At 69.1% G+C, this 19,475-nt stretch carries 14 protein-coding genes; 6 read left to right on the top strand and 8 right to left on the bottom strand.

Annotated features, from left to right (window positions below; translation table 11 throughout):
• Positions 1-7 precede the first annotated feature (7 nt).
• The 3 genes from JMF97_RS13190 to JMF97_RS13180 are packed head-to-tail and all read left to right on the top strand — an operon-like array spanning position 8 to position 2,359.
• On the top strand, positions 8-1,327 hold the full coding sequence (locus JMF97_RS13190) for a glycosyltransferase 87 family protein (protein WP_203221821.1): 1,320 nt from the start codon (positions 8-10) through the stop codon (positions 1,325-1,327).
• Entirely contained in the window at positions 1,324-1,956 is a 633-nt protein-coding gene (locus JMF97_RS13185; RefSeq protein ID WP_203221820.1) for a phosphoribosyltransferase, read from the top strand. Before JMF97_RS13190 ends, JMF97_RS13185 begins: the two co-directional genes overlap by 4 nt.
• Before the next feature lie 19 nt (positions 1,957-1,975).
• Complete coding sequence (locus JMF97_RS13180; protein ID WP_126712448.1) at positions 1,976-2,359, top strand: TFIIB-type zinc ribbon-containing protein; 384 nt, start codon at positions 1,976-1,978, stop codon at positions 2,357-2,359.
• 79 nt (positions 2,360-2,438) lie between these two features.
• Here the strand turns inward: JMF97_RS13180 and JMF97_RS13175 are convergent, their stop codons facing one another.
• Positions 2,439-6,338 (bottom strand): replicative DNA helicase, encoded by a 3,900-nt coding sequence (locus tag JMF97_RS13175; RefSeq protein ID WP_438803754.1) that lies wholly within the window; start codon positions 6,336-6,338, stop codon positions 2,439-2,441.
• Between the two features lie 1,744 nt (positions 6,339-8,082).
• Here JMF97_RS13175 and JMF97_RS31305 point away from each other — a divergent pair.
• Entirely contained in the window at positions 8,083-8,514 is a 432-nt protein-coding gene (locus JMF97_RS31305) for a hypothetical protein (RefSeq protein WP_232510872.1), read from the top strand.
• A gap of 203 nt (positions 8,515-8,717) precedes the next feature.
• Here JMF97_RS31305 and rplI read toward each other — a convergent pair whose 3' ends face one another.
• From rplI to rpsF, 4 genes are all read right to left on the bottom strand, one after another.
• Positions 8,718-9,164 carry a 50S ribosomal protein L9 gene (gene rplI, locus JMF97_RS13165; protein ID WP_013736574.1) on the bottom strand — a complete coding sequence of 149 codons (447 nt, stop codon included), beginning with the start codon at positions 9,162-9,164 and terminating at the stop codon, positions 8,718-8,720.
• Positions 9,165-9,178: 14 nt separating this feature from the next.
• Positions 9,179-9,418 carry a 30S ribosomal protein S18 gene (rpsR, locus tag JMF97_RS13160; protein ID WP_007073789.1) on the bottom strand — a complete coding sequence of 80 codons (240 nt, stop codon included), beginning with the start codon at positions 9,416-9,418 and terminating at the stop codon, positions 9,179-9,181.
• Positions 9,419-9,459: 41 nt separating this feature from the next.
• On the bottom strand, positions 9,460-9,993 hold the full coding sequence (locus JMF97_RS13155; RefSeq protein ID WP_203221818.1) for a single-stranded DNA-binding protein: 534 nt from the start codon (positions 9,991-9,993) through the stop codon (positions 9,460-9,462).
• A gap of 80 nt (positions 9,994-10,073) precedes the next feature.
• Positions 10,074-10,364 carry a 30S ribosomal protein S6 gene (gene rpsF, locus JMF97_RS13150; protein WP_013736576.1) on the bottom strand — a complete coding sequence of 97 codons (291 nt, stop codon included), beginning with the start codon at positions 10,362-10,364 and terminating at the stop codon, positions 10,074-10,076.
• 498 nt (positions 10,365-10,862) lie between these two features.
• On the opposite strand from rpsF, the gene JMF97_RS13145 reads away from it, so the two are divergent.
• Together JMF97_RS13145 and JMF97_RS13140 are read left to right on the top strand one after the other, a co-directional pair.
• The gene (locus tag JMF97_RS13145) at positions 10,863-11,654 is read left to right on the top strand and encodes a deoxyribonuclease IV (RefSeq protein WP_203221817.1); all 792 of its coding nucleotides are present in this window, start codon (positions 10,863-10,865) and stop codon (positions 11,652-11,654) included.
• The gene (locus tag JMF97_RS13140; RefSeq protein ID WP_238359252.1) at positions 11,651-14,020 is read left to right on the top strand and encodes a putative glycosyltransferase family protein; all 2,370 of its coding nucleotides are present in this window, start codon (positions 11,651-11,653) and stop codon (positions 14,018-14,020) included. Before JMF97_RS13145 ends, JMF97_RS13140 begins: the two co-directional genes overlap by 4 nt.
• A gap of 37 nt (positions 14,021-14,057) precedes the next feature.
• Here JMF97_RS13140 and JMF97_RS13135 read toward each other — a convergent pair whose 3' ends face one another.
• From JMF97_RS13135 to JMF97_RS13125, 3 genes are all read right to left on the bottom strand, one after another.
• Entirely contained in the window at positions 14,058-15,581 is a 1,524-nt protein-coding gene (locus JMF97_RS13135) for a glycosyltransferase family 87 protein (protein ID WP_203221816.1), read from the bottom strand.
• A gap of 150 nt (positions 15,582-15,731) precedes the next feature.
• Entirely contained in the window at positions 15,732-18,647 is a 2,916-nt protein-coding gene (locus tag JMF97_RS13130; protein ID WP_412101271.1) for a transglycosylase domain-containing protein, read from the bottom strand.
• Positions 18,648-18,843: 196 nt separating this feature from the next.
• Positions 18,844-19,302, bottom strand: a complete 459-nt coding sequence (locus JMF97_RS13125) for a DUF5318 family protein (protein ID WP_013736581.1) — start codon at positions 19,300-19,302, stop codon at positions 18,844-18,846.
• Between the last annotated feature and the right edge of the window lie 173 nt (positions 19,303-19,475).

Here is a 19,475-nt window from a genome sequence, read left to right as displayed (position 1 = left end):
GACCCGGATGAGCAACGCCGATGCGACCGCCCCCCGCCCCGCATGGTGGCACCGGCTCGACGCCACCGGCGGCGGACTCGGCCTCGACCTCGGCATCTACGCCGGCGCAGCCGCATTCGCGGCGCTCACCGCCGCAACCTCCACCCTGGTCACGCACCGCCACTGGGGCAGCCTCGCCACCGTCGGCTACCTCGCCGCCGCGCTGCTGGTCACCGGTCAACTGCTCATCCGTCGCCGACGTCCCCACTCCACCCTGACCGGCGTACCGGCACGCTGGCTGGTCGCCAGCCTCACCTGGTCCACAGTCGCCCTGCTGCCGCTGACCTGGCAGAGCATCCAGCGGGCAGCCGGGCGAACCGACCGGGCACAGGAAGAGGTGCTGGTCGTCGAGGACTCCGGTCGTCGCCTGCTGGAGACCGGCACCCCGTACCTCGGCCCCGACGCGATCGCCGCCCTGCCAGCGGGCGAACAGTTGCTCGGCTACACCCCGTACCAACCGGGGATGGCCCTGTTCGGGCTGCCCCGCGCCCTGCACGACACCTGGTGGACCGACGCCCGGGTCTGGTTCGCCATCGGCACCGCCCTGGCCCTCGTCCTGGCCGCGCGCCTCCTGCGCCCGACCCCCGGACCACCGGCCCGGAACCCGGCCACCCTGCTCCGCGGCATGCAGGCCGCCACCGTACTCCCGATCTGTGCACTGACCCTCGCCACCGGCGGGGACGACCTGCCCGTACTCGCGCTCTGCCTGCTGGCGCTCGCCTGCGCCGGCACCGCACGACCCGGCTGGGCCGGCATCGCCGTCGGCGTGGCCGGCGCACTCAAGCTGTTCGCCTGGCCGGTCGCGATAGTGCTGGTCATCTGGGGCCTCACCCGACGCGCCGGCCTGCGGGTCGCCGCCGGAGCGTTCGGAATCCCCGCCCTCGCTCTGCTGCCCGTCCTGCTGGTCGACCACGAAGCCCTCGTCGAGAACGTGCTGCGGTTCCCGCTCGGACACGGCCTGGTCGCCAGCCCCGCACAGTCGCCGTTCCCCGGCTACCTGATCGCGGCCAACCTACCGGCCGGCCGCGCCGTCGCCGCCGCGCTGCTCGTCGCGGCCGGGCTGGCCATCGCCGTCCGACTCGCCCGCCGACCGCCCCGCACCGCCCCGACCATCAGCCTGATCTGCGCGTACGGGCTACTCGCGGCCATCCTGCTGATGCCCACCACCCGCTTCGGTTACCTGCTGTACCCGATCGCGTTTCTCGTCTGGGCCCCCGCGCTCGACCTTCCCCGGATCGGGCAACCGGCGGGCGAAGAGGCCCGGCAAGGCGTACACCTGAGGGCATGACCACCTACCGCGACCGCAGCGAGGCTGGCCGGGCACTCGCCGACCGGCTCACTGCGCTGACCGGCCAACCCGACGTCACCGTGCTCGGCCTGGTGCGCGGCGGAGTGCCCGTCGCCCAGGTCGTCGCCGAACGGCTCGGCGCGCCGCTGGACGTGCTCGTGGTCCGGAAACTCGGCATGCCCTGGGCACCCGAAGTGGCCTTCGGCGCCCTCGGCCCCGGCGGCGTACGCGTACTCAACGACCTGGTCGCCGGCCAACTCGATGCCGACGACATCGCCGAGGTCCAGCGCCGGGAGCAGGCAGAACTCGACCGACGAGAACAGCTCTACCGGGCCGGCCGCCCACCGCTGGACCTGACCGGTCGTACCGCCCTGATCGTCGACGACGGCCTGGCCACCGGCGCGACCGCCCGAGCCGCCGTCCAGGTCGCCCGGCACCTCGGCGCCCACCGCGTCGTGCTCGCCGTGCCGGTCGGCGCGCAGGAGGCCTGCGACATGCTGGCCGCCGAGGCCGACGAGGCGATCTGCGCCCAACGACCGGCCAACTTCGGCGCGGTGGGGGCCTACTACGACGACTTCCACGAGGTCTCCGACGACGAGGTCACCGAGGCGCTGACCGCCACCGCATGAACCGACCAGGTACCTTCGGATGATGAGCCTGACCTGTCCCAAGTGTCACGGAGAGATGCGCCAGTACGAGCGCAGTGGCGTCGTCATCGACCAGTGCGGAGAATGCCGGGGCATCTTCCTCGACCGCGGTGAGCTGGAGAAGCTGTTCGAGGCGGAAGCCAACTGGAACGCCAAGCAGACCCCGCCGGCCCCGCAGCCGCCCCAGCACGTCGCCCAGCCGGGCGGCTACCCGCCGCCCGCGCCCGCCCCGCACCAGCCGGGCTACGGCGCGGTGCCGCCACCCCCGCCGCCCGGTTACCCCGCGCCGGCACCGGCGTACGGCCACGGGCAGCAGCACTACGGCTACCACGGGCACTACCGGCGCAAGAAGCGCAAGAGCTTCCTCGACGACATGTTCGGCTGAGCCTGCACGTCCTCCGCTCCGGCACCGGAGCGGAGGACGCCGTCGGCAGGAAGTGCTGCCACAGTCGACGGCCCTCGGCTCAGACGATGGCCATGTCCACGAAGCGCGACAGGTGCAACTGGGCCGCCACGGTCACCGTGTCGGTCGGCCCATTTCTGTGCTTGGCGACGATGAAATCCGCCTCTCCCGCCCGTGGCGACTCCTTGTCGTAGTAGTCGTCACGATGCAACAGGATGACAACGTCGGCGTCCTGCTCGATCGAATTGTGAGCGGCGATTCCGTTGGCGACGAAATTGTGCGTACCCAGCACGGTCGCGTCAAAGACGTCCTGCTCACCGATCGGTTCGATGGATACGATCTCGTCCCAGAAGATGTCGTTGGTGGCGTGCAGGTCGAGATCGACCGCGTCGAGCACCTGGGCGATGCCCGCCAGCCGTGAGCGGCTCGGTGACCTCTTCCACATCGCACTACCGCAAAACTGTGTACCGACCGCCTGGGCAAACTCGCGATGGGTCATGCCCCGGTCAACGAGGATCTCGCGGACCCGATCCCAGACCTCACGGGGCACGGTGTCGACGTTCGTGTTGCTGTTCGTCAACTCCAAGGCAGCGAGCAGGCGCGCACAGTTGATCGACCTGTTTCCGTGCACACCAATCTCACGCAAGAACCGCAGTTGGTCGTCCCGCCCGGAGATGTCGAGCGTGTACTGCGTGCGGTAACGTGCCATCGGCACGGTCTTCAAACGCGCGGTGATGCCAAACCGAAGCAACAGTCGAGAGACGTCCTCAAGCATTCGTCGACTCGTTGACGAATAGTAGATCCGGCCACCTCGCCCGGACTTGTTGACGTGAACGCACCCATCGGTGGCCCACAAATGCCGGACGAACAGCGTCACCTGTTCCTTGGGCAGGCCGAATACCTGCTGCGGCACGAACTTCTCGTGCGACCTGAGCCCGAAGAGACCGAAACCGTCAAGCCATTCAGCGATCGGATTGCGTCGGCCCCGGGCTAGCCGATAGGGCGCAGGTAGCCGCAGGGTGGTGACCCGAGCCGCCGGATAGTCATCCCGCACAGCCGTGACGCCGAAGTGCTTGGCTGCCTCGGCGACCGCCTGCAAGTTGGCTTCGTCGACGCTGGCATATCGCACCGGCTGACGCCGGACGAACGACCCGTCTCCGAGCAGGTGAGCAAGCAGGATCACCTCCGGCTCAGCCATAGGTCGGACGCTCAACGGTGGCGGTAGGTGCCGAGGCGTGGCGAGGCGCGTACCCGCACTCAACTCAGCGAGCGGCATCCAGCCGGCGAAGGTGAGGAACGGGTGGTTGGCTGTCGCGTCGATCTGTTTGCCCGACGCCAGGGTCATCCGGAACACCGGTCGGCGTCCACTCGGGAAAGCGTGGGTCAACGTGCGTGGGGTGTATCGCAGGCTTTCGTCCAGAGCCCAGACGGGCACATCTCTGGCCCCCTGCGTGAGAAGCTGACCGAGAGTGACCTCGGAGTTGTCGTCGGCGCGGATGAGTCGGGTGTCGGCCGTCAGGCAGCCCGATTCGCGCAGGTCGGACAACTGCGGCCGCTTGTCGGTGCGTTGCTCCGGGCCACGGTTCAGCTGACTGACCGCGATGACCGGGCACTCGACCTCCTTGGCCAGCAGCTTGAGCCCTCGGGAGAGGTCGGCGACCTCCTGCTGCCGGCTCTCGGTGCGCTTCGGTGAGGTCATCAGCTGGAGGTAGTCGACCACGATCAGCTTGAGGTCGTGTCGTTGCTTGAGGCGACGAGCCTTGGCCCGGATCTCCATCAGGTTCATGCTCGGGGTGTCGTCCACGAACAGCGGCGCCTCGCTGATCTCGCCCATGCAGCGGGCCAGCTTGGTCCAGTCGTCGTCGGAGAGCTGCCCGCTGCGCAGCACATGCAGGGGTACGCGCGCCTCGGCCGAGAGCAGTCGCATGACGATCTCGACCTTGCTCATTTCCAGCGAGAAGATCGCGGACGCCTGATTGGCCCTGATAGCCGCATTCCGGGCAAAGTCCATGCTCGCGGTGCTGTTGTGCGTGGGAATCATCGACCGACCGGCCAGGTACAGGTGGTCGTCGTTGTCGACAGTCACGCACCGCACGGGGACGCTCGGCACCGGTCGCACGTCCACGATGTAGCGGGATCGGGTGCCCGCGCGGCCGACCGCGGTTCGGCGCGTCGCGTGCGACTCCCGCTTCCGGGTCAACCGGAACACCTCGTCCGAGGTCGAGAAGTTCAGCGTGAAAGCCGTCGAGCTCTCGGGAGCGCGACCGTTGACCCGCCTACGGTTGATCGAGCATCGGTAGCCCAGGCTGACGACGAGCTCGTACACGTCCTCGGCCAACCGCTGAGAGGTGGTGGTGTATTGGACGTGTCCGGCCGGCGCGACGGTGCCGTCGGTGTCGAGCAGTCCGGCCAGCAACTCCCGTCGCTGCGTCTCCGATGCGCGCAGGTAGGGCTGCGGGATGTGCTTGTCGGTCAAAACACCGGCGGCTCGGAGCAATCCGGTGAAGCTGACGACGCAGCGCCGTTCGTCGAGTGGTGCCGGCGGCGGCAGCTTGAGGTTGTAGGAGTAGGTCCCGCTTCCCGGGGTGACCAGGAACCCGTCGGCTTCGACGTACCGTGCGACCTCCGGGTCGGCCGACGTGAATCGGGCACCTGCGGAGTGCCCGTCGCCCAGCCAAACCCCAAGGGTGTACGGGGGGATCGGCAGGTCGTCGCGGGCCGGCAGGGACAGCGGCTGAGCATTGTCCACCGCGTGGTTCGCGCGCCCGTCAGTCGGATGGCGCAGTGTCGCGGCGATGTGCTCGGTGGTGACGGCCCGTGGGTGCACCACGGTCGTCTCACTGTTCATCACCCGGTTCACCCGGCTCAGGTGCGCGTCGAACAACGCGTGGGCGCTGTAGGCGTCGACCGTCCGCCGCCAGGGCCTGCCGTTGCGGGAGTACTGGCGTTCGACCGTGCCGGCGACGCCGACCTTGGCCGCCACGACGTGCAGGACGTTCCGGAACTCGGTGCCGGCGATCTCCACGGCTTCCCGGTACGTGACGAGCCGGTCGGGGGCGGCGGTGACGGCTCGGTGTACGGCTGCCGCCTTGGCGCGTACCGGAGCGTCCCACTGGTGCCGCGGGCGCAGCTCGTTCTGTTGGCGACGTGAGGCTCTGGTGGTCGTCGTCCAGAGGTGCTCGGCATCGGCCACGATGACCGAACCGTCGGAGAACTCGACCTCATAGCAGGGGCGATCGTGGCGGACCTCGAAGGCGTGCGTGACAGTGGTGGGTCGGCCGTCCGCACCGATCAGCTGGTCGCCGACCTTCACCTCGCCCATGGTCGTCCAGCCGGTCGGCGTCGGCAGGGGTGTGTCGAGCGCGAGCGCCTTACCGAGACCAGGTCGACCCGCCACGATGATCAATTGGCCGGCGTGCAGGCCGTTGAGCAGCCGGTCCAGGTCGGTGAAGCCGGTGGGCACGCCGGTCATCACCCCGCCCTGGGCGCCGACCGCCTCGATTTCGTCGAGGGTCGGTTGGAGCATGTCGGCGAGGATGGCGAAGTCTTCGCTGACCCGACGCTCGGTGACGTCGTAGACGGCCTGCTGCGCCAGGTCGACGATGTCGTCGACGTCGCGGCTGCCGCCGCTCGCGGTGCCGTAGCCGAGCTGGACGATCCTGGTGCCGGCCTCGACCAGTCGCCGCAGCACGGCACGCTCGCTGACGATTCGCGCGTAGTAGGCGGCGTTCGCAGCCGTGGGCACGCTCGCGATCAGCGTGTGCAGGTACGGGGCACCACCGACGCGGGCCAGGTCACCGGAGTCCGCCAGGGCCGCCGCCACGGTGATCGCGTCGGCCGGCTCGCCTCGGCCGTAGATCTCCAGGATGGTGTCGAAGATGGTGGCGTGCATCGGCCGGTAGAAGTCGTTGGTCTTGAGGATCTCGACCACGTCGGCGATGGCGTCCTTGGACAGCAACATGCCGCCCAGGACGCACTGCTCGGCGGCGATGTCCTGCGGCGGGGTCTTGTCGAACTGGCCGTCCCGGGGCGGCGGGCCGGAGGACGGCCCACTCGGATACGGCTCTGTCCGCATGTCGTCGGTGACCGACACGGGTCCCCCTCCACTGCGTCGGCGCGGCTCCGGGCACGGATCCGCCCGGTTACCACCAGGTTGACCGTCCACGCGATCGGGGGCCATCGGGCGGGCGGCTGGGGCAACCATACGGAACACGAGCTCAGGCCCTCAACCACAGCGGTGGACGAGCCTCGGGACAACCTGTGGACACCGGTGGGCAGAGGTGTGCGCAGTGTGTGCACATGGTGTGGATAACTCTTGGGGATCTCCCGGCATTACCGCTCCGACCTGCGGAAACATCATCCACAGCCTGTGGGTGAGAATTTCCGGGTAGGGCTTTGTCCCGATACTCCCGTAGGATCGGTGGCCTACGGCTACACCTGGACAGCGGATTGCACTTTCGGTTGAGAAGGGTCACGCTCCGGCCGTGAGTTACCGGGACTGGGCACGCGGGGAGGATGGCCCGCGTGAGCGACGGCCGGCCGCTTCGTGGGCCGATCCCGTCGAGGGCGATCCGGGCGACCGTTACGACTCCGCCGTTGAGCGTTACCGCACCCCGAGCCGTCGCCGCGCGATAGAACGTGGGCAGGACGAGCCGGCTGAGCCGTACCTGCCGCGGTGGGCCTTGGAGTCGGGCGTACGCAGTGTCGACGGCGGCGGCCGGCATGCCGCCCCGGACGACGATGACGATGACGACCGGACGCGTTATGCGGGGAGTCGTCGTGCGCCGGAGGTCAGCCGGGGTCGGCGGGCCGCCGCTTCGACGGAGCGGGACTCTTCGTTCTCTGCCGCCGATTCCTCGTCCGATCACATTCGGGAATGGAGGTTCGAGCGTCCTCAGGACGGCGGTTATGTCGGCAGTCGGCGGGCTGCTGACGACGACCCGGTCTCGGGTGTGACGCCGCAGAGCCGACCGCGGCGTGCGCAGTCTCGTCACCGTCAGGTGACCTGGTCGGGCCTGGCCGAGGAGGGCGAGCAGTCGGCCGCTTCGGAGCCGGCTGCGGAGCCCGCGACGCGGCGGCGGCGCGGGGTCGAGTCCGCTGCCGATTCGGCGGTGGAGCCGTGGGAGCGGGCTGCGGAGCCGTGGGAACGCAGGGCGGCGCCGGAGTCCATTCGTCCCGCGGTGGATCCGTGGGACGCTTCGGGGCTGCACGCCTGGCAGGAGCCGGCTGAGATCCGCGACCGGGGTGCGGCGGGTCCCGCCGACCCTTGGGATGCCGACAGCACCAGTCAGTGGCTCCGGACGTCCGCTTCGGATCAGTGGCTTGAGCCGGATCAGACTGGTCAGTGGCTTCAGCCTGACACCACGGGTCAGTGGGAGCGTCCTGCGGAGGTCGATCGATGGGATCGGCGGCGTGGCGAGGGCCGGTGGGACGGCTATTCCGGACCTGACCGGTGGGACCGTACGCAGCCGCCCGGTTCGGGTGCCACGTCGGGTGCCGGCCAGTGGGCCTGGGCTGAGCCGGCCGCAACGGAGCCGGCACCGGAGCGTTTCTGGCCGGGGACCCGGTTGGCCGGGGACGATCCACGATGGGTGGAGGCGAGCGCGTCGGCGCCGAGATCGCCGGTGGTCGGGTACACCGCGCCCCGTCCGCGTTCGGCGACCCGGCGGCGGCCCGCGGCGGTGCCTGCGCCGCGGCAGACCGGCATGGAGTCGGTACGACGACGCATCGAGGCGGTCGGCACCGGCGGGTGGAGTCGGCGGCTGGAAGACGACCTGCTGGATCCGGATCCGGGGGCGCCCTGGCTGCCGCTGCTCTACACGGCGGCCTGCTATCTGCTGCCCGCGGTGGTGATCTTCTTCTGGCTTCTCACCTTGGACGGTGCGCCACCGACGGGCTGTGTGACCGACATCAGCGGCGGTGGTTGCGAGTCGCCGCGGGCCCGCGCCTTCGGGGCCACGGTGGGGGGTATACCGCGTTTCGGGTTGGCGTTGGTGAGCAGTCTGGTGGTCGCCACGCTGTTGCGGCGGGTTGGCACCTCCTGGAAACCGACCACGGTGGCGCTCGCGGCGGCGGTGGTCGGTGGCGGTCTGTCGACTGTCATGATCAGCGCCGTGACCGGTGAGCCCATCGGCTGAGCGCCGGTGCCGCAGCGTCTCCGGCTTCCGCTTTGCGGCTCTGCGGCAAGGTGTCGGCGGCGGCGAGCAGCAGCCCATGACGGCGGTTGCCACCTGGCGCGGGGCGGCGGTGGCGTTCTGCCGGCGAACTGGCGGGGAGGAACGTGACAGGGCCTGCACCATCTGGTGATGGTGCAGGCCCTGTCAGTTGCCGTCTTGCGGGGTCAGCCCTGCACGACATTGAGGTTGAACGTGGCGGTCACCTCGGGGTGCAGCTTGATCCGCACCGGGTGCGATCCGATCGACTTGATGTGACCGGACACCTCCAGCCGACGTCGGTCGAGCGACGGGCCGCCGGCCGCCTTGACGGCGTCGACGATCTCGGCCGGGGTGACCGAGCCGAAGAGTCGGCCGCCCTCGCCGGCGCGGGCCTTGAGGTTGACCTTGAGGGCCTCGAGCTGGCCCTTGACCTCGTTGGCGTGGCCGAGGTCGCGGATCTCCCGGGCCGAGCGGGCCCGCTTGATCAGGGTGACCTGCTTCTCCGCGCCCTTGGTCCAGGCGATCGCGAAGCCCTGCGGGAGGAGGTAGTTACGGCCGTAGCCGTTCTTGACCTCCACGATGTCGCCCGGGGCGCCGAGCCCGGACACTTCCTGAGTCAGGATGATCTTCATATCGGCACCTCCTCTCAGCGGGCCGTCGCCGTGTACGGCAGCAACGCCATCTCACGGGCGTTCTTGACCGCGCGGGCGATCTGCCGCTGCTGCTGCGAGGTGACGCCGGTCACCCGCCGAGCGCGGATCTTGCCGCGGTCGGAGATGAACTTGCGCAGCAGCGCGGTGTCCTTGTAATCGATGTAGGTGATCCCGTCCTTGTCGAGCGGGTTCACCTTCTTCTTCGGCTTGCGCAGTGCCGCAGCCTTCGCCATTGCTCTTGCTCCTGGTTTACGATCACGGGCGCTCGGGGCCATTAGAACGGTGGCTCCTCATCGAAGTTGCCGCCACCCGAACGGGAGGGTGCCGGTGCGGCTGAAGCCCAGGGGTCGTCGAAGTTGCCTCCGCCGCCGCCCTGGCCACCACCACCACCGCCGCCGCCGAAGCCGCCGCCACTGCCGCCCGAGCGGGACATCTTCTGCACCTTCGCCGTGGCGTAGCGCAGCGACGGGCCGATCTCGTCGACCTCCAGCTCGATGACAGTGCGCTTCTCGCCCTCGCGGGTCTCGTAGGACCGCTGACGCAGCCGGCCCGACACGATCACGCGAGCGCCGCGCTGAAGCGACTCCGCCACGTGCTCCGCGGCCTGTCGCCAGACGGTGCACGCGAGGAACAGCGGCTCGCCGTCCTTCCACTCGCCGGATGCCTTGTCCATGAACCGGGGCGTCGAAGCGACCCGGAACTTGGCGACCGCGGCCCCGGAGGGGGTGAACCGCAACTCGGGATCATCGGTCAGGTTGCCGATGACCGTGATGGTGGTGTCTCCTGCCATGACCATCTCCTCGCGCACTCATGCGTGTGCCGTACAGGTTCTCAGAACCCTCCGACAGCACGAATGAGGCTGTCCGGGTGGGGGGCTGGGTGGATTGCTTAGCGCATCTCCGGCCGGATGACCTTGGTGCGCAGCACGGACTCGTTGAGCCGCAGCTGGCGGTCCAGCTCGGCCACGGCCTCCGGCGTTGCCTGGAGGTCGACGACGGCGTAGATACCCTCGGCCTTTTTGTTGATCTCGTACGCGAGGCGCCTGCGGCCCCACACGTCGGTCTTCTCCACCGAGCCACCCGCGGTCCTGATCACGTTCAGGTACGTGTCGAGCGACGGGGCGACGGTGCGCTCCTCGAGGCTGGGGTCGAGGATCACCATGATTTCGTAATGACGCAAGACTTACTCACCTCCTGTGGGCTAAGCGGCCACGGTCCTTCCGTGGCAGGAGGTCTGCGTCGTGGCCCGCCCTGATCCGGGGGAACCCGGCCGGAGCGGACAACCTGACCAGGATACCCGGCCATGACGATCACCAGCATCGAGGTGACCGACACAGCGAACCGGGGGTCCGCGTCGACGTCGCTGTCGGCTCGGACCCCCGGTCACGTGACCGCAGGGCGTCTCGTCCGCATTCCTTGGGTGGGACCTGGGGAGGAACGACCACACCGATGAGGTTGGACCGGAGACGCCCTGCGGAGCTTTATCATGTTGTTACCTGACGTTATCGCTGAAGTCGGCGCTTCGCGGGGCAAATCCTAAAATTACCGACAATTTTTTAGGGCCATCGTCAGGGTCAGCTGTCGCATCCACCGGTATCAACGACTCCGGCCAGCTGCGGTGACGCGACTCGGTGGTGGGTCACCACCACTGTCGGGCACGCGACGTAGGCTCGCCTGCATGCGTATCGGAGCCCACGTCGATCCGACCGACCCGTTGGCGGAGGCGGCTGCTCGTGAAGCCGACGCCGTGCAGTTCTTCCTCGCCGATCCCCAGGGTTGGAAGGCGCCACAGCCCCGCGCGGACGCGGAACAGCTACGCACCGCAGAAGTCGACATCTACGTGCACGCGCCGTACGTCGTCAACGTCGCCACCGGCAACAACCGCATCCGGATTCCCAGCCGCAAGCTGCTGCTCGCCCACGCGAAGGCCGCGGCGGCCATCGGCGCGAAGGGCCTGATCGTCCATGGTGGGCACGTCAACGCCGGCGACGATCCGCAGACCGGCTTCGACAACTGGCGTAAGGCCCTGACCTACGCGCAGGAGGCGGGCGGCTTCGGTCTGCCGGTGCTGATCGAGAACACCGCCGGCGGCGAGAACGCCTGCGCTCGCCGCCTCGACGCGCTCGCCCGCCTGTGGGACGCCGTCGGCGAGTACGAGGTCGGCTTCTGCCTCGACACCTGCCACGCACATGCCGGCGGTGAGGAACTGCTCGGCCTGGTCGACCGGGTGAAGGCCATCACCGGGCGGATCGACCTGGTGCACGCGAACAACTCCAAGGACGCGTTCGGGTCCGGTCGCGACCGCCACGACAACCTGCGCGGCGGGACCATCGACCCCGAACTCCTGGTGACGGTGATCAGAGCAGCCGGGGCTCCGGCCATCGTCGAGACCCCGGGCGGCACCACCGGGCAGGGTGACGACATCGCCTTCCTGCGCGCGCAACTCGAGGCGGAGACGGCGGTGCGATGACGACCGATCAGTCTCCCTCGGGCGGCCCGCGACCGACCACACGCGACCGCCGGGGCACCCGGATCCAGGCTGCCGCCGGCAGTCCGGCCGACGCCGAGCCGGAGGATGGCACGTCGGCCCCGTCCGGCAAAGGTCCGGCCGAGGCCAGCAAGGGTCCAGCCGAGGTCGGCAAGGCCGAGAAGATCGAGCCGGGTGGCGGCCAGGCGGCATCCGGCAGCAAGGCGCAGCCGCCCGCCGACCGCAACGGCCGACCCGACACCGACGGCACCGACAACCAGGCCACGGAGTCGGCGAGCAAGGACAGCAAGGACGTGGACCCGACGGGCGGCACGGACCCGACGGGCGGCAAGGCCGAGGCCCAAGCCGACGCTGCCGGCAAGACCAAGGCTCTGGGGAACGAGACCAAAACCCCGACAGACGAGGCCAGAACCAAAACTCCGGGGGACGAGGCCAAGACCAAAGCGTTGGGGGACGAGGCCAAACCCAAGACCCCAGGGGACGAGGCCGAGGCCCCGGCGTCCGGTAAGGACAAAAAGTCCGCAACCGGCGACGGTAAGGACGGGGACGGTAAGGACAAGGGCGACGTCGAGAAGAAGGATCCGTGGGCGGCGTTCGGGCCCGCACCCGAGCCGGTGCCGCGATGGTACGGCCGACTCGCCCGCAGAACCGGCCGCCTGCTGATCCACGAGTGGACCCTGGCCGCTCTCGGGTCCCTGGTGCTGGCCGTGCTGATGACCTGGCCGACGCTGCGCTACCCCCGGCACACGTTGCCCCACGACTACTGGGATCCGAGCCTGCAAGCCTGGCAGATGGCCTGGTCCGGGCACGCCCTGCGGACCGACCCGGCCCAGCTGTGGCACTCCAACGCCTTCTTCCCGGAGCGGTGGAGCTTCGCCTTCTCCGACACGCTGCTGGGCTACGCGCCGGCCGGCCTGATCGGTAGCGGCCCGCAGGACGCCCTCCTCCGCTACAACATCATGTTCGTGCTGGCCCACGCGCTGGCCACCTTCGGGGCGTACGTGCTGGCGCGTCAGCTCGGTGCGAGCCGGATCGGCTCCGCGGTGGCGGGAGTCAGCTACGCCTACGCACCCTGGCTGTTGTCCCAGGCGGGGCACCTGCACGTGATCTCCAACGGGGGCATTCCGCTGGCCCTGGCCATGCTCGCCCGGGGGCACGGTTGGTCGCTACGGCACGGCTATCGACCCGAACGCCGACACGAAGGCTGGGTCTACACCGGCTGGTTGGTCGCCGCCTGGCAGCTGAGCCTGGGCTTCGGCATCGGCCTGCCGTTCGCGTACGTCCTGGCCGGCACGGTCGTCGTGGCCATGCTGATCTGGTTCGCGAAGCGGATCTTCTGGCGGGTGAAGCGGCCCTTCGGTCAGCGGCTGTTCGTCGCCGACCTGATCGGCGGGCTGATCTTCGCCGGGGTGGGTGTGCTGATGGCCATCCCCTACTTCACCGTGGCGCAGCTGCACCCGCAGGCGGAGCGGAGCATCAGGGACATCGCCGCCTTCTCGCCGCCCGCCAACAGCTTCGTCACCGCTCCGGCGGAGTCCCGGATCTGGGGCGGGCTGCACGAAGGTGCCCGTTCCGTACTGCCGTGGCATCCGGAGATGACGCTGCTGCCCGGCTTCGCGCTCTACGCGCTGGCTCTCGGCGGCCTGTTCTTCTCGATCTGGACCATCCGTCAACGGCTGTTCCTGCTCGCCGGGGTGCTGGTCGCGATGACGCTGTCGATGGGCACCAGGTTCTTCGGCGGCGACCTCACCTACGTGCCGCTGTTCGAGTACCTGCCCGGTTGGAACGGCATCCGTACGCCCGGGCGGCTCATGATCTGGGCCACCCTGCTGCTCGGGCTGCTCGCGGCGGGCGCGGTCAGTGCGTTCTCCGAGCGGGTACGGGAGGTTTCCGCCCAGCGGATCCCGTCCTGGCCCAGCCCGTGGCTGCGGCTGGCCACCCTGCTGCCGCTGCTGCTGGTCATCGTCGAGGGCACGAACACCACACCGCATCCGGTGGTGCCACCACAGCCGGCCGCCATGCGGACGGTCGGTGGTCCGCTGCTGGTGCTGCCCAGCGGTCACAACCACGACCAGCCGGTGATGCTCTGGTCCACCACCCGGTTCCAGGACATCGTCAACGGTGGCAGCGGGTTCACCCCTCGCCAACTCGCCGACGTACGTCAGGTGACCATGACGTTCCCCGACCAGACAAGCGTCGACTACCTGCGTACCCTCGGCGTGCGCAACGTGCTGGTGCTGCGCGACGAGATCGCCGGCACCCCGTGGGAGGTCAGCGTCGACGCACCGCTGGACGGCCTGGACATCACCCGCGAGGAGATGGGCTCGGTCTTCCTCTTCCGCCTCTGAGAGAGCCCGGGGCACCTCCGCGGAGGTGCCCCGGCAATCAGGCGGTCGGAACGGGAGTGGGTGTCGGGGCGGGTCGGCGGCTGCGGAAGCGGTCGAGCCAGGGCGCGTCCGGGGTGCCGTCGAGTAGACCGCCGTCGGGGTCGTCGGCGTAGTTGCGGCGTACCGCATCCTGCTCGGGATGCAGGATCTCCCGGACGACCAGCACGCAGAGCGTCACCACAGTGGCCAGGCGCAGGCTCGCGGCCAGCACGAACACGCCCTCCGGGATGACCGAGGTGCTGGTCGCGGCGCCGAGCAGCTCGGCGTAGAAGGCGACGAAGTAGCCCACCTCGGCGATCTGCCAGGCCAGGAACGCTCCCCACTTGGGTCGGGCGAGCACCACCAGCGGCAGCATCCAGAGCACGAACTGCTGGGACCAGACCTTGCTGAAGATGAGGAACGCCGCGACCACGAGGAACGCGAGTTGCGCGAGGCGCGGACGGCGCGGTGCGAGCAACGCGAGCGCGCCGATGGCGAGGCAGGCCAGCCCGAACAGGGCGTACGACAGGTAGTTCAGGGTGGGGATGTTCGCGTCGAGCCACTGGAACGGGCCGATGGAGGCCGGGTCGCCGAACTTGCCGTCCAGGTAGCGACCGATGTACCAGAGGGTTCCCCAGTCGATCGGGCGCTCGGTGTTGAGTTCGAAGAACCGGTTCCAGTTCTCCCGGTACGGGATCGCCACCGGAAGGTTGACCAGCACCACCGTCACTGCGGCGGCGATGATGGACAGCACGGCGGCGCGCACCCGGTTGGCGCGGATCGCGAGCACCAGGATCGGCCCGAGGAGGAACAGCGGCCACATCTTGGCCGCGCCGCCGAGCCCGAGCAGCACTCCGGACAGGATCGCGAGTGTCAGTCCTGTCCGGTCGTCCCGGGTACGCGCCCAGACCAGCAGGCCGAGGGCGGCCAGGCCGATGGCGAGGAAGTCCCAGTTGACGGTGGCGGTGAGCAGCAACGCGGGGGAGAGCGCGAACATCGCCGCGTCCCAGGGTCGTCGACGGCGCAGCGACAGCAGCACCATCACCGTGGCCAACGCCAACGCACCGAGCACGAGCGCGTTGAGGTTGTAGAACCACTGCCCCTGGTTGATGTCCGGGTTGCCCTCACCGGCGGAGTGCACCGGCAGCCCGAGGGCACCCATGAAGTACCCGGTCAGTACCGGGTACTCCACCGGATGGTCCCGGTACGGCACGGCACCCTCGTTGAGCCGCTCGGCGTAGTAGAGCGCCAGCACGTCGGTGTAGCAGAACCGGGTGTACTGCTGGTTGTTGACCCAGGCGCCGTCCTGGCAGGGCGACTTCTGCACCCAGTGCAGGGTGAGGGTGAGGCAGGTCAACGCCAGGACGATCCGCACGGCCGTCCAGAACCGTCCTCGCCCGCCGCTCGGGCGATCGCGAATGACGGCGTGGTCGCCGAGAGGGCCACCGATCAGCCCGGACAGCCCACGGACGAAGCCGTCGGAGCGGGACGGGTGGTCGATGGCACCAGATTCATCGATGCCCGGCGTCGACTTCGTGCTCATGACCGTGCATCCTGCCGTATCAGTTGCCCGGGTAGAAGTCGAAACCGCGACGACACCGCGGATCCCTCACGGACGGTTGGCGCAGCGTCGTCCGGCAGACACGCCGCGGGCGGCCGGACCTGGTGTCCGGCCGCCCGCAGGTCGACGCGTCTATTCCTGATCTGTTGATCGTGGTGGCAGCAGTCCGCCACCGCCACCGCCGCCCGGCGGTGAGTCCCGACCGGGGGGAAGCGGGTTGGTCGGGATGGTGCCGCCGCCGTTGTTGTCCCGGCCACCGCCCCGGTTGTCGCCGCCGTCGTTGCGACCGCCGCCCAGCCGGCAGAGGAAGTCCGTCGGCTCGCACTCGGGCTGCTCCGGCGGCGGCGGAGCCGGCGGTACGCCGTTGCCGGCCTCCGCGTCCCCGATCCCGGCGACGTTGGGCAGGTCGGAGGGGTCGTAACCCTTGAGCGCCTGCTCCATGTACCGCTTCCACAGCTGACCTGGCAGGCCGCCACCGCCGATGTTGCTGCCGCCCCGGTCGACGATGGCCCGCTTCTTGACGTCGCGGCTACCGATCCACACCGCCGTGGCGATGTTCTTGTCGTAGCCGACCATCCAGGCGTCCTGGTTCTTGCCGGTGTCGCCGAGCTGCCAGGTACCGGTCTTGGCGGCCACCTGACGGTTCGGCACGCTTGCGTTGTTCTTGCCCGGGATCTCCTTGAGCACGGCCGTCACCTCGTCGGCGACCTCCGGACGGATCACCTGCTGCGGCTTCAGCTTCTCGCCGGTGCCCGGAACCTTGTCCCACTTACCGGTCGCCTTGTTCAGCTTCTCCACCGTCCGCACGAAGTGCGCCTTGTTGTACTTGCCGCCGTTGGCGAACGTGGCCATGCCGTTGGCGTGGTCGAGCACGGTGATCGGGTACTGCCCGTAGGCGGCCACCCGGTCGAAGTGCTTCGGCGCGAGGTCCTCCGGCTTGTTCTTCATCAGGTCGAACGGCTTCGAGTTGTCGTCCCACATGGTGCGGACGCCGGCCCGGCGGGCCATATCGATCACCTTGTCCGTGCCGATCTGCTCCGCGATGTGGAAGAACGGCACGTTGTACGACAGCACGGTCGACTCCTGCAGGGTGCAGGACTTGTTGCAACTCTGCCGTACGTCCCGGCCGGCGTTCACGATCTGGTCCTTGAAGCCCTCGGGCTTGAACGGCGTGGCGTCCCAGTACGACTTGACCGAGATGCCGGTGTCGATGGCCGCGGCCAGGGTGTAGACCTTGAACGTCGAGCCCGGCGGGTGGCCGCCGACGAGGTTGCCGTTCTGGTCGGTGTTCAGGCCCGCGTAGTCGTAGTCCGCGCCACTGTTGCCGCCGTAGTAGGCCAGCACACGACCCGTCTTCGCCTCGACGGACACCACGGCCGGCATCAGGTTGTTCGGCTGGTCCGCCAGGAACGCTCCCTTGCGGCCCACCTGGGCGATCTCCTCCAGCGCCTTCTGCATCTTCGGGTCGAGGGTGGTGGTGATCCGGTAGCCACCCTCCCGCAGTTCGTCACGGCAGCTGGGTTTGCCGGCAGCGCCGGAGTTGGAGCACAGCCCCCACTCCTCCATCTCCTTGCGGACGTAGTTGATCACGTTGCCGCGCGGGGAGGCCACGCCGAAGCCGTTGTCCTTCTTGATCTTCTGGATCTTCGGGTACTCGGTCGGGCGCTCGGGCTTACCGGGCACACCCAGCCAGCCCTCCTCGACCATGCCGTTGATCACGTACTCCCAACGGATCTTGGCGTCGGTCGGGTTGGTCTCCGGGTCGAAGCCCTTGTGGGACGCGCTGGCGTCCGGCTGCTTGATCATCGCGGCGAGCACCGCGCCCTGCGCCACGTTCAGCTTCTTGGCACTCACGCCGAAGAACGTCTGCGCCGCCGCCTCGATCCCGTACGCCCCGCGACCGAAGTAGATCACGTTGAGGTAGTTCTCCATGATCTCGTCTTTGGTGAACTGGTCGTTCAGCTTGGAGGCGAGGATCGCCTCCTTCACCTTCCGGGAGTAGCTGACGTCCTGGAGGTTCTCGTAGGCGTTGCGGGCGTACTGCTGGGTGATGGTCGAGGCACCCTGCTTGTCGCCACCGGAGAGGTTGTTCCAGGCGGCGCGGGCGATGCCCTTGTAGTCCACACCCGAGTGCCGGTAGAAGTTGCGGTCCTCGGCGGCGGCGACGGCGTCGCGCACGTGCTGGGGGATGTTCTCGATGGTGACGAAGGTGCGGTTCTCGTTGCCGAGCTTGGCCACCAGCGTCTTGCCGTCCTTGGCGTAGACGGTGGTGGACAGCGGCAGCGGGATCTCCTTGGGCAGCACCACGTTCGTCGAGTAGTAGGTGAACCCGACGACGCCGATGCCGGCAAGCATGATGAAGACGGCGAAGCTGGCGATCAGCAGGTTCATCCGCTTGCGCCTACGGGCCCGGGCCACCGCTTTCGGGTCACGCCCGCCTCGCCCGGGACCAGCTGGTCCGCCCGGGCCACCCGGGCCACCGGGACCACCCGGTCCACCTGGCCCCCCGGGACCGCCGACGCTGGCCCGCGCCACGGCGGCTCGACCGCCGGCACCACCCACCGAAGCCGAGCCGACACTCGCCCGGCCGGCCGAGGCCGCCCCGACGGCAGCCGCACCGACCGTGGCCCGACCCGCCGGCCCGCCGGGAGCCGGGGACACCGGCACCGACGCACGACCGGCACGGCCGGGTGCGGGCGACACCGGCACCGAGGCACGACCGCCGGAGGCAGGTGAGACCGGTACCGACGCACGACCACCGGGTGCCGGGGAGACCGGTACCGACGCACGACCCGGACCGGCGCGACCGACCGAGGCCGAGCCGGCGGATCGACCCAGCGTCGGCACACTCGCCGAACCACCGACCGAGGCCCGCCCACCGACCGAGGCACGAGCCGACGAGCCGGCGCCCTCAGGTCCGGTCGTCCAGTTGACTCCGCGCGGGTCACCACTCGGGCCGCGGTACGCGTCGTCCGCCTGCCCCGGGTCGTCCTGGCCCGGTATCCGGGCCCGGCCGCGCAAGGAGCTGGGATCACCGTACGAGTTCATTCCTCACACCCTGCCGTCGCGGTGGGGCGCTGCCGCGCCGCCACCGGTTTGCCGTGAGATGCGACACCCGCGCGCACGGCACGGGGGTGCCGTGGTGCCGGCATCAGATACGAATCTTTCGGACTATTCGCACTTACGAGCCGTCGGTCGCCCCGGCCAGGTACGTCACGGCCAGGGCTGGCCGATCGCGCTCGAATCACCGTTGGGCCTCTCGCCTTCGCTGAGCGTTGGCTCCCGCAGCAGCGGCGGCAACCCCGCCGGCCGCTTCATGCTCCGCCTCGCTCTCGGTCAGTCCGTCCCGCCCGAGCAGGTACTGCTCCACCAGATGGTTCCAGTCACAGCCGAGGCACACCTCCACCACGAACACCTGGAACTCACGCAGCGTCATCGCCAGCATCGACAACTCGGCCACCGTACGGGCCTGGCCGGCGGACTGCTTGAGTTCGTCGCCGTAAATGTAGTGGACGTGGGTGAGGTTTTCGCTCCGGCAGATCGGACACCGCTGGTCGGTGGGCTCGCCGTGGAACCGAGCCGCGTTCTTCAGGTACGGAGACGCGTCACACAGGTCATAGGTGCCGACCCGACCGGCGACGAGTTCACGCAGCAGCGCTCGCCTCCGAAGCGAGTAGTCGACGACCTGGCGCTGCGTACGCATGCGGCAAAGGGTACGCGGTCTCGCCAGACGAGGCGACCACCGTCACGATCTGTAACGAGCAGACCTCGGACCGAGGGTTTAACAGGAGGGGGTTTGCCCCGATCGGGGCGAGCCGCTACGGTGCGATGTATCGGTCCGATACATCGTGGTGGTTAGCGATCCGCGCACAGGGT

It is taken from the genome of Micromonospora fiedleri (assembly GCF_016774385.1).
GTDB lineage: Bacteria > Actinomycetota > Actinomycetes > Mycobacteriales > Micromonosporaceae > Micromonospora > Micromonospora gifhornensis.
The sequence above is the reverse complement of the archived record's forward strand: the minus strand, read 5'-3'. Positions and strand labels throughout refer to the sequence as shown.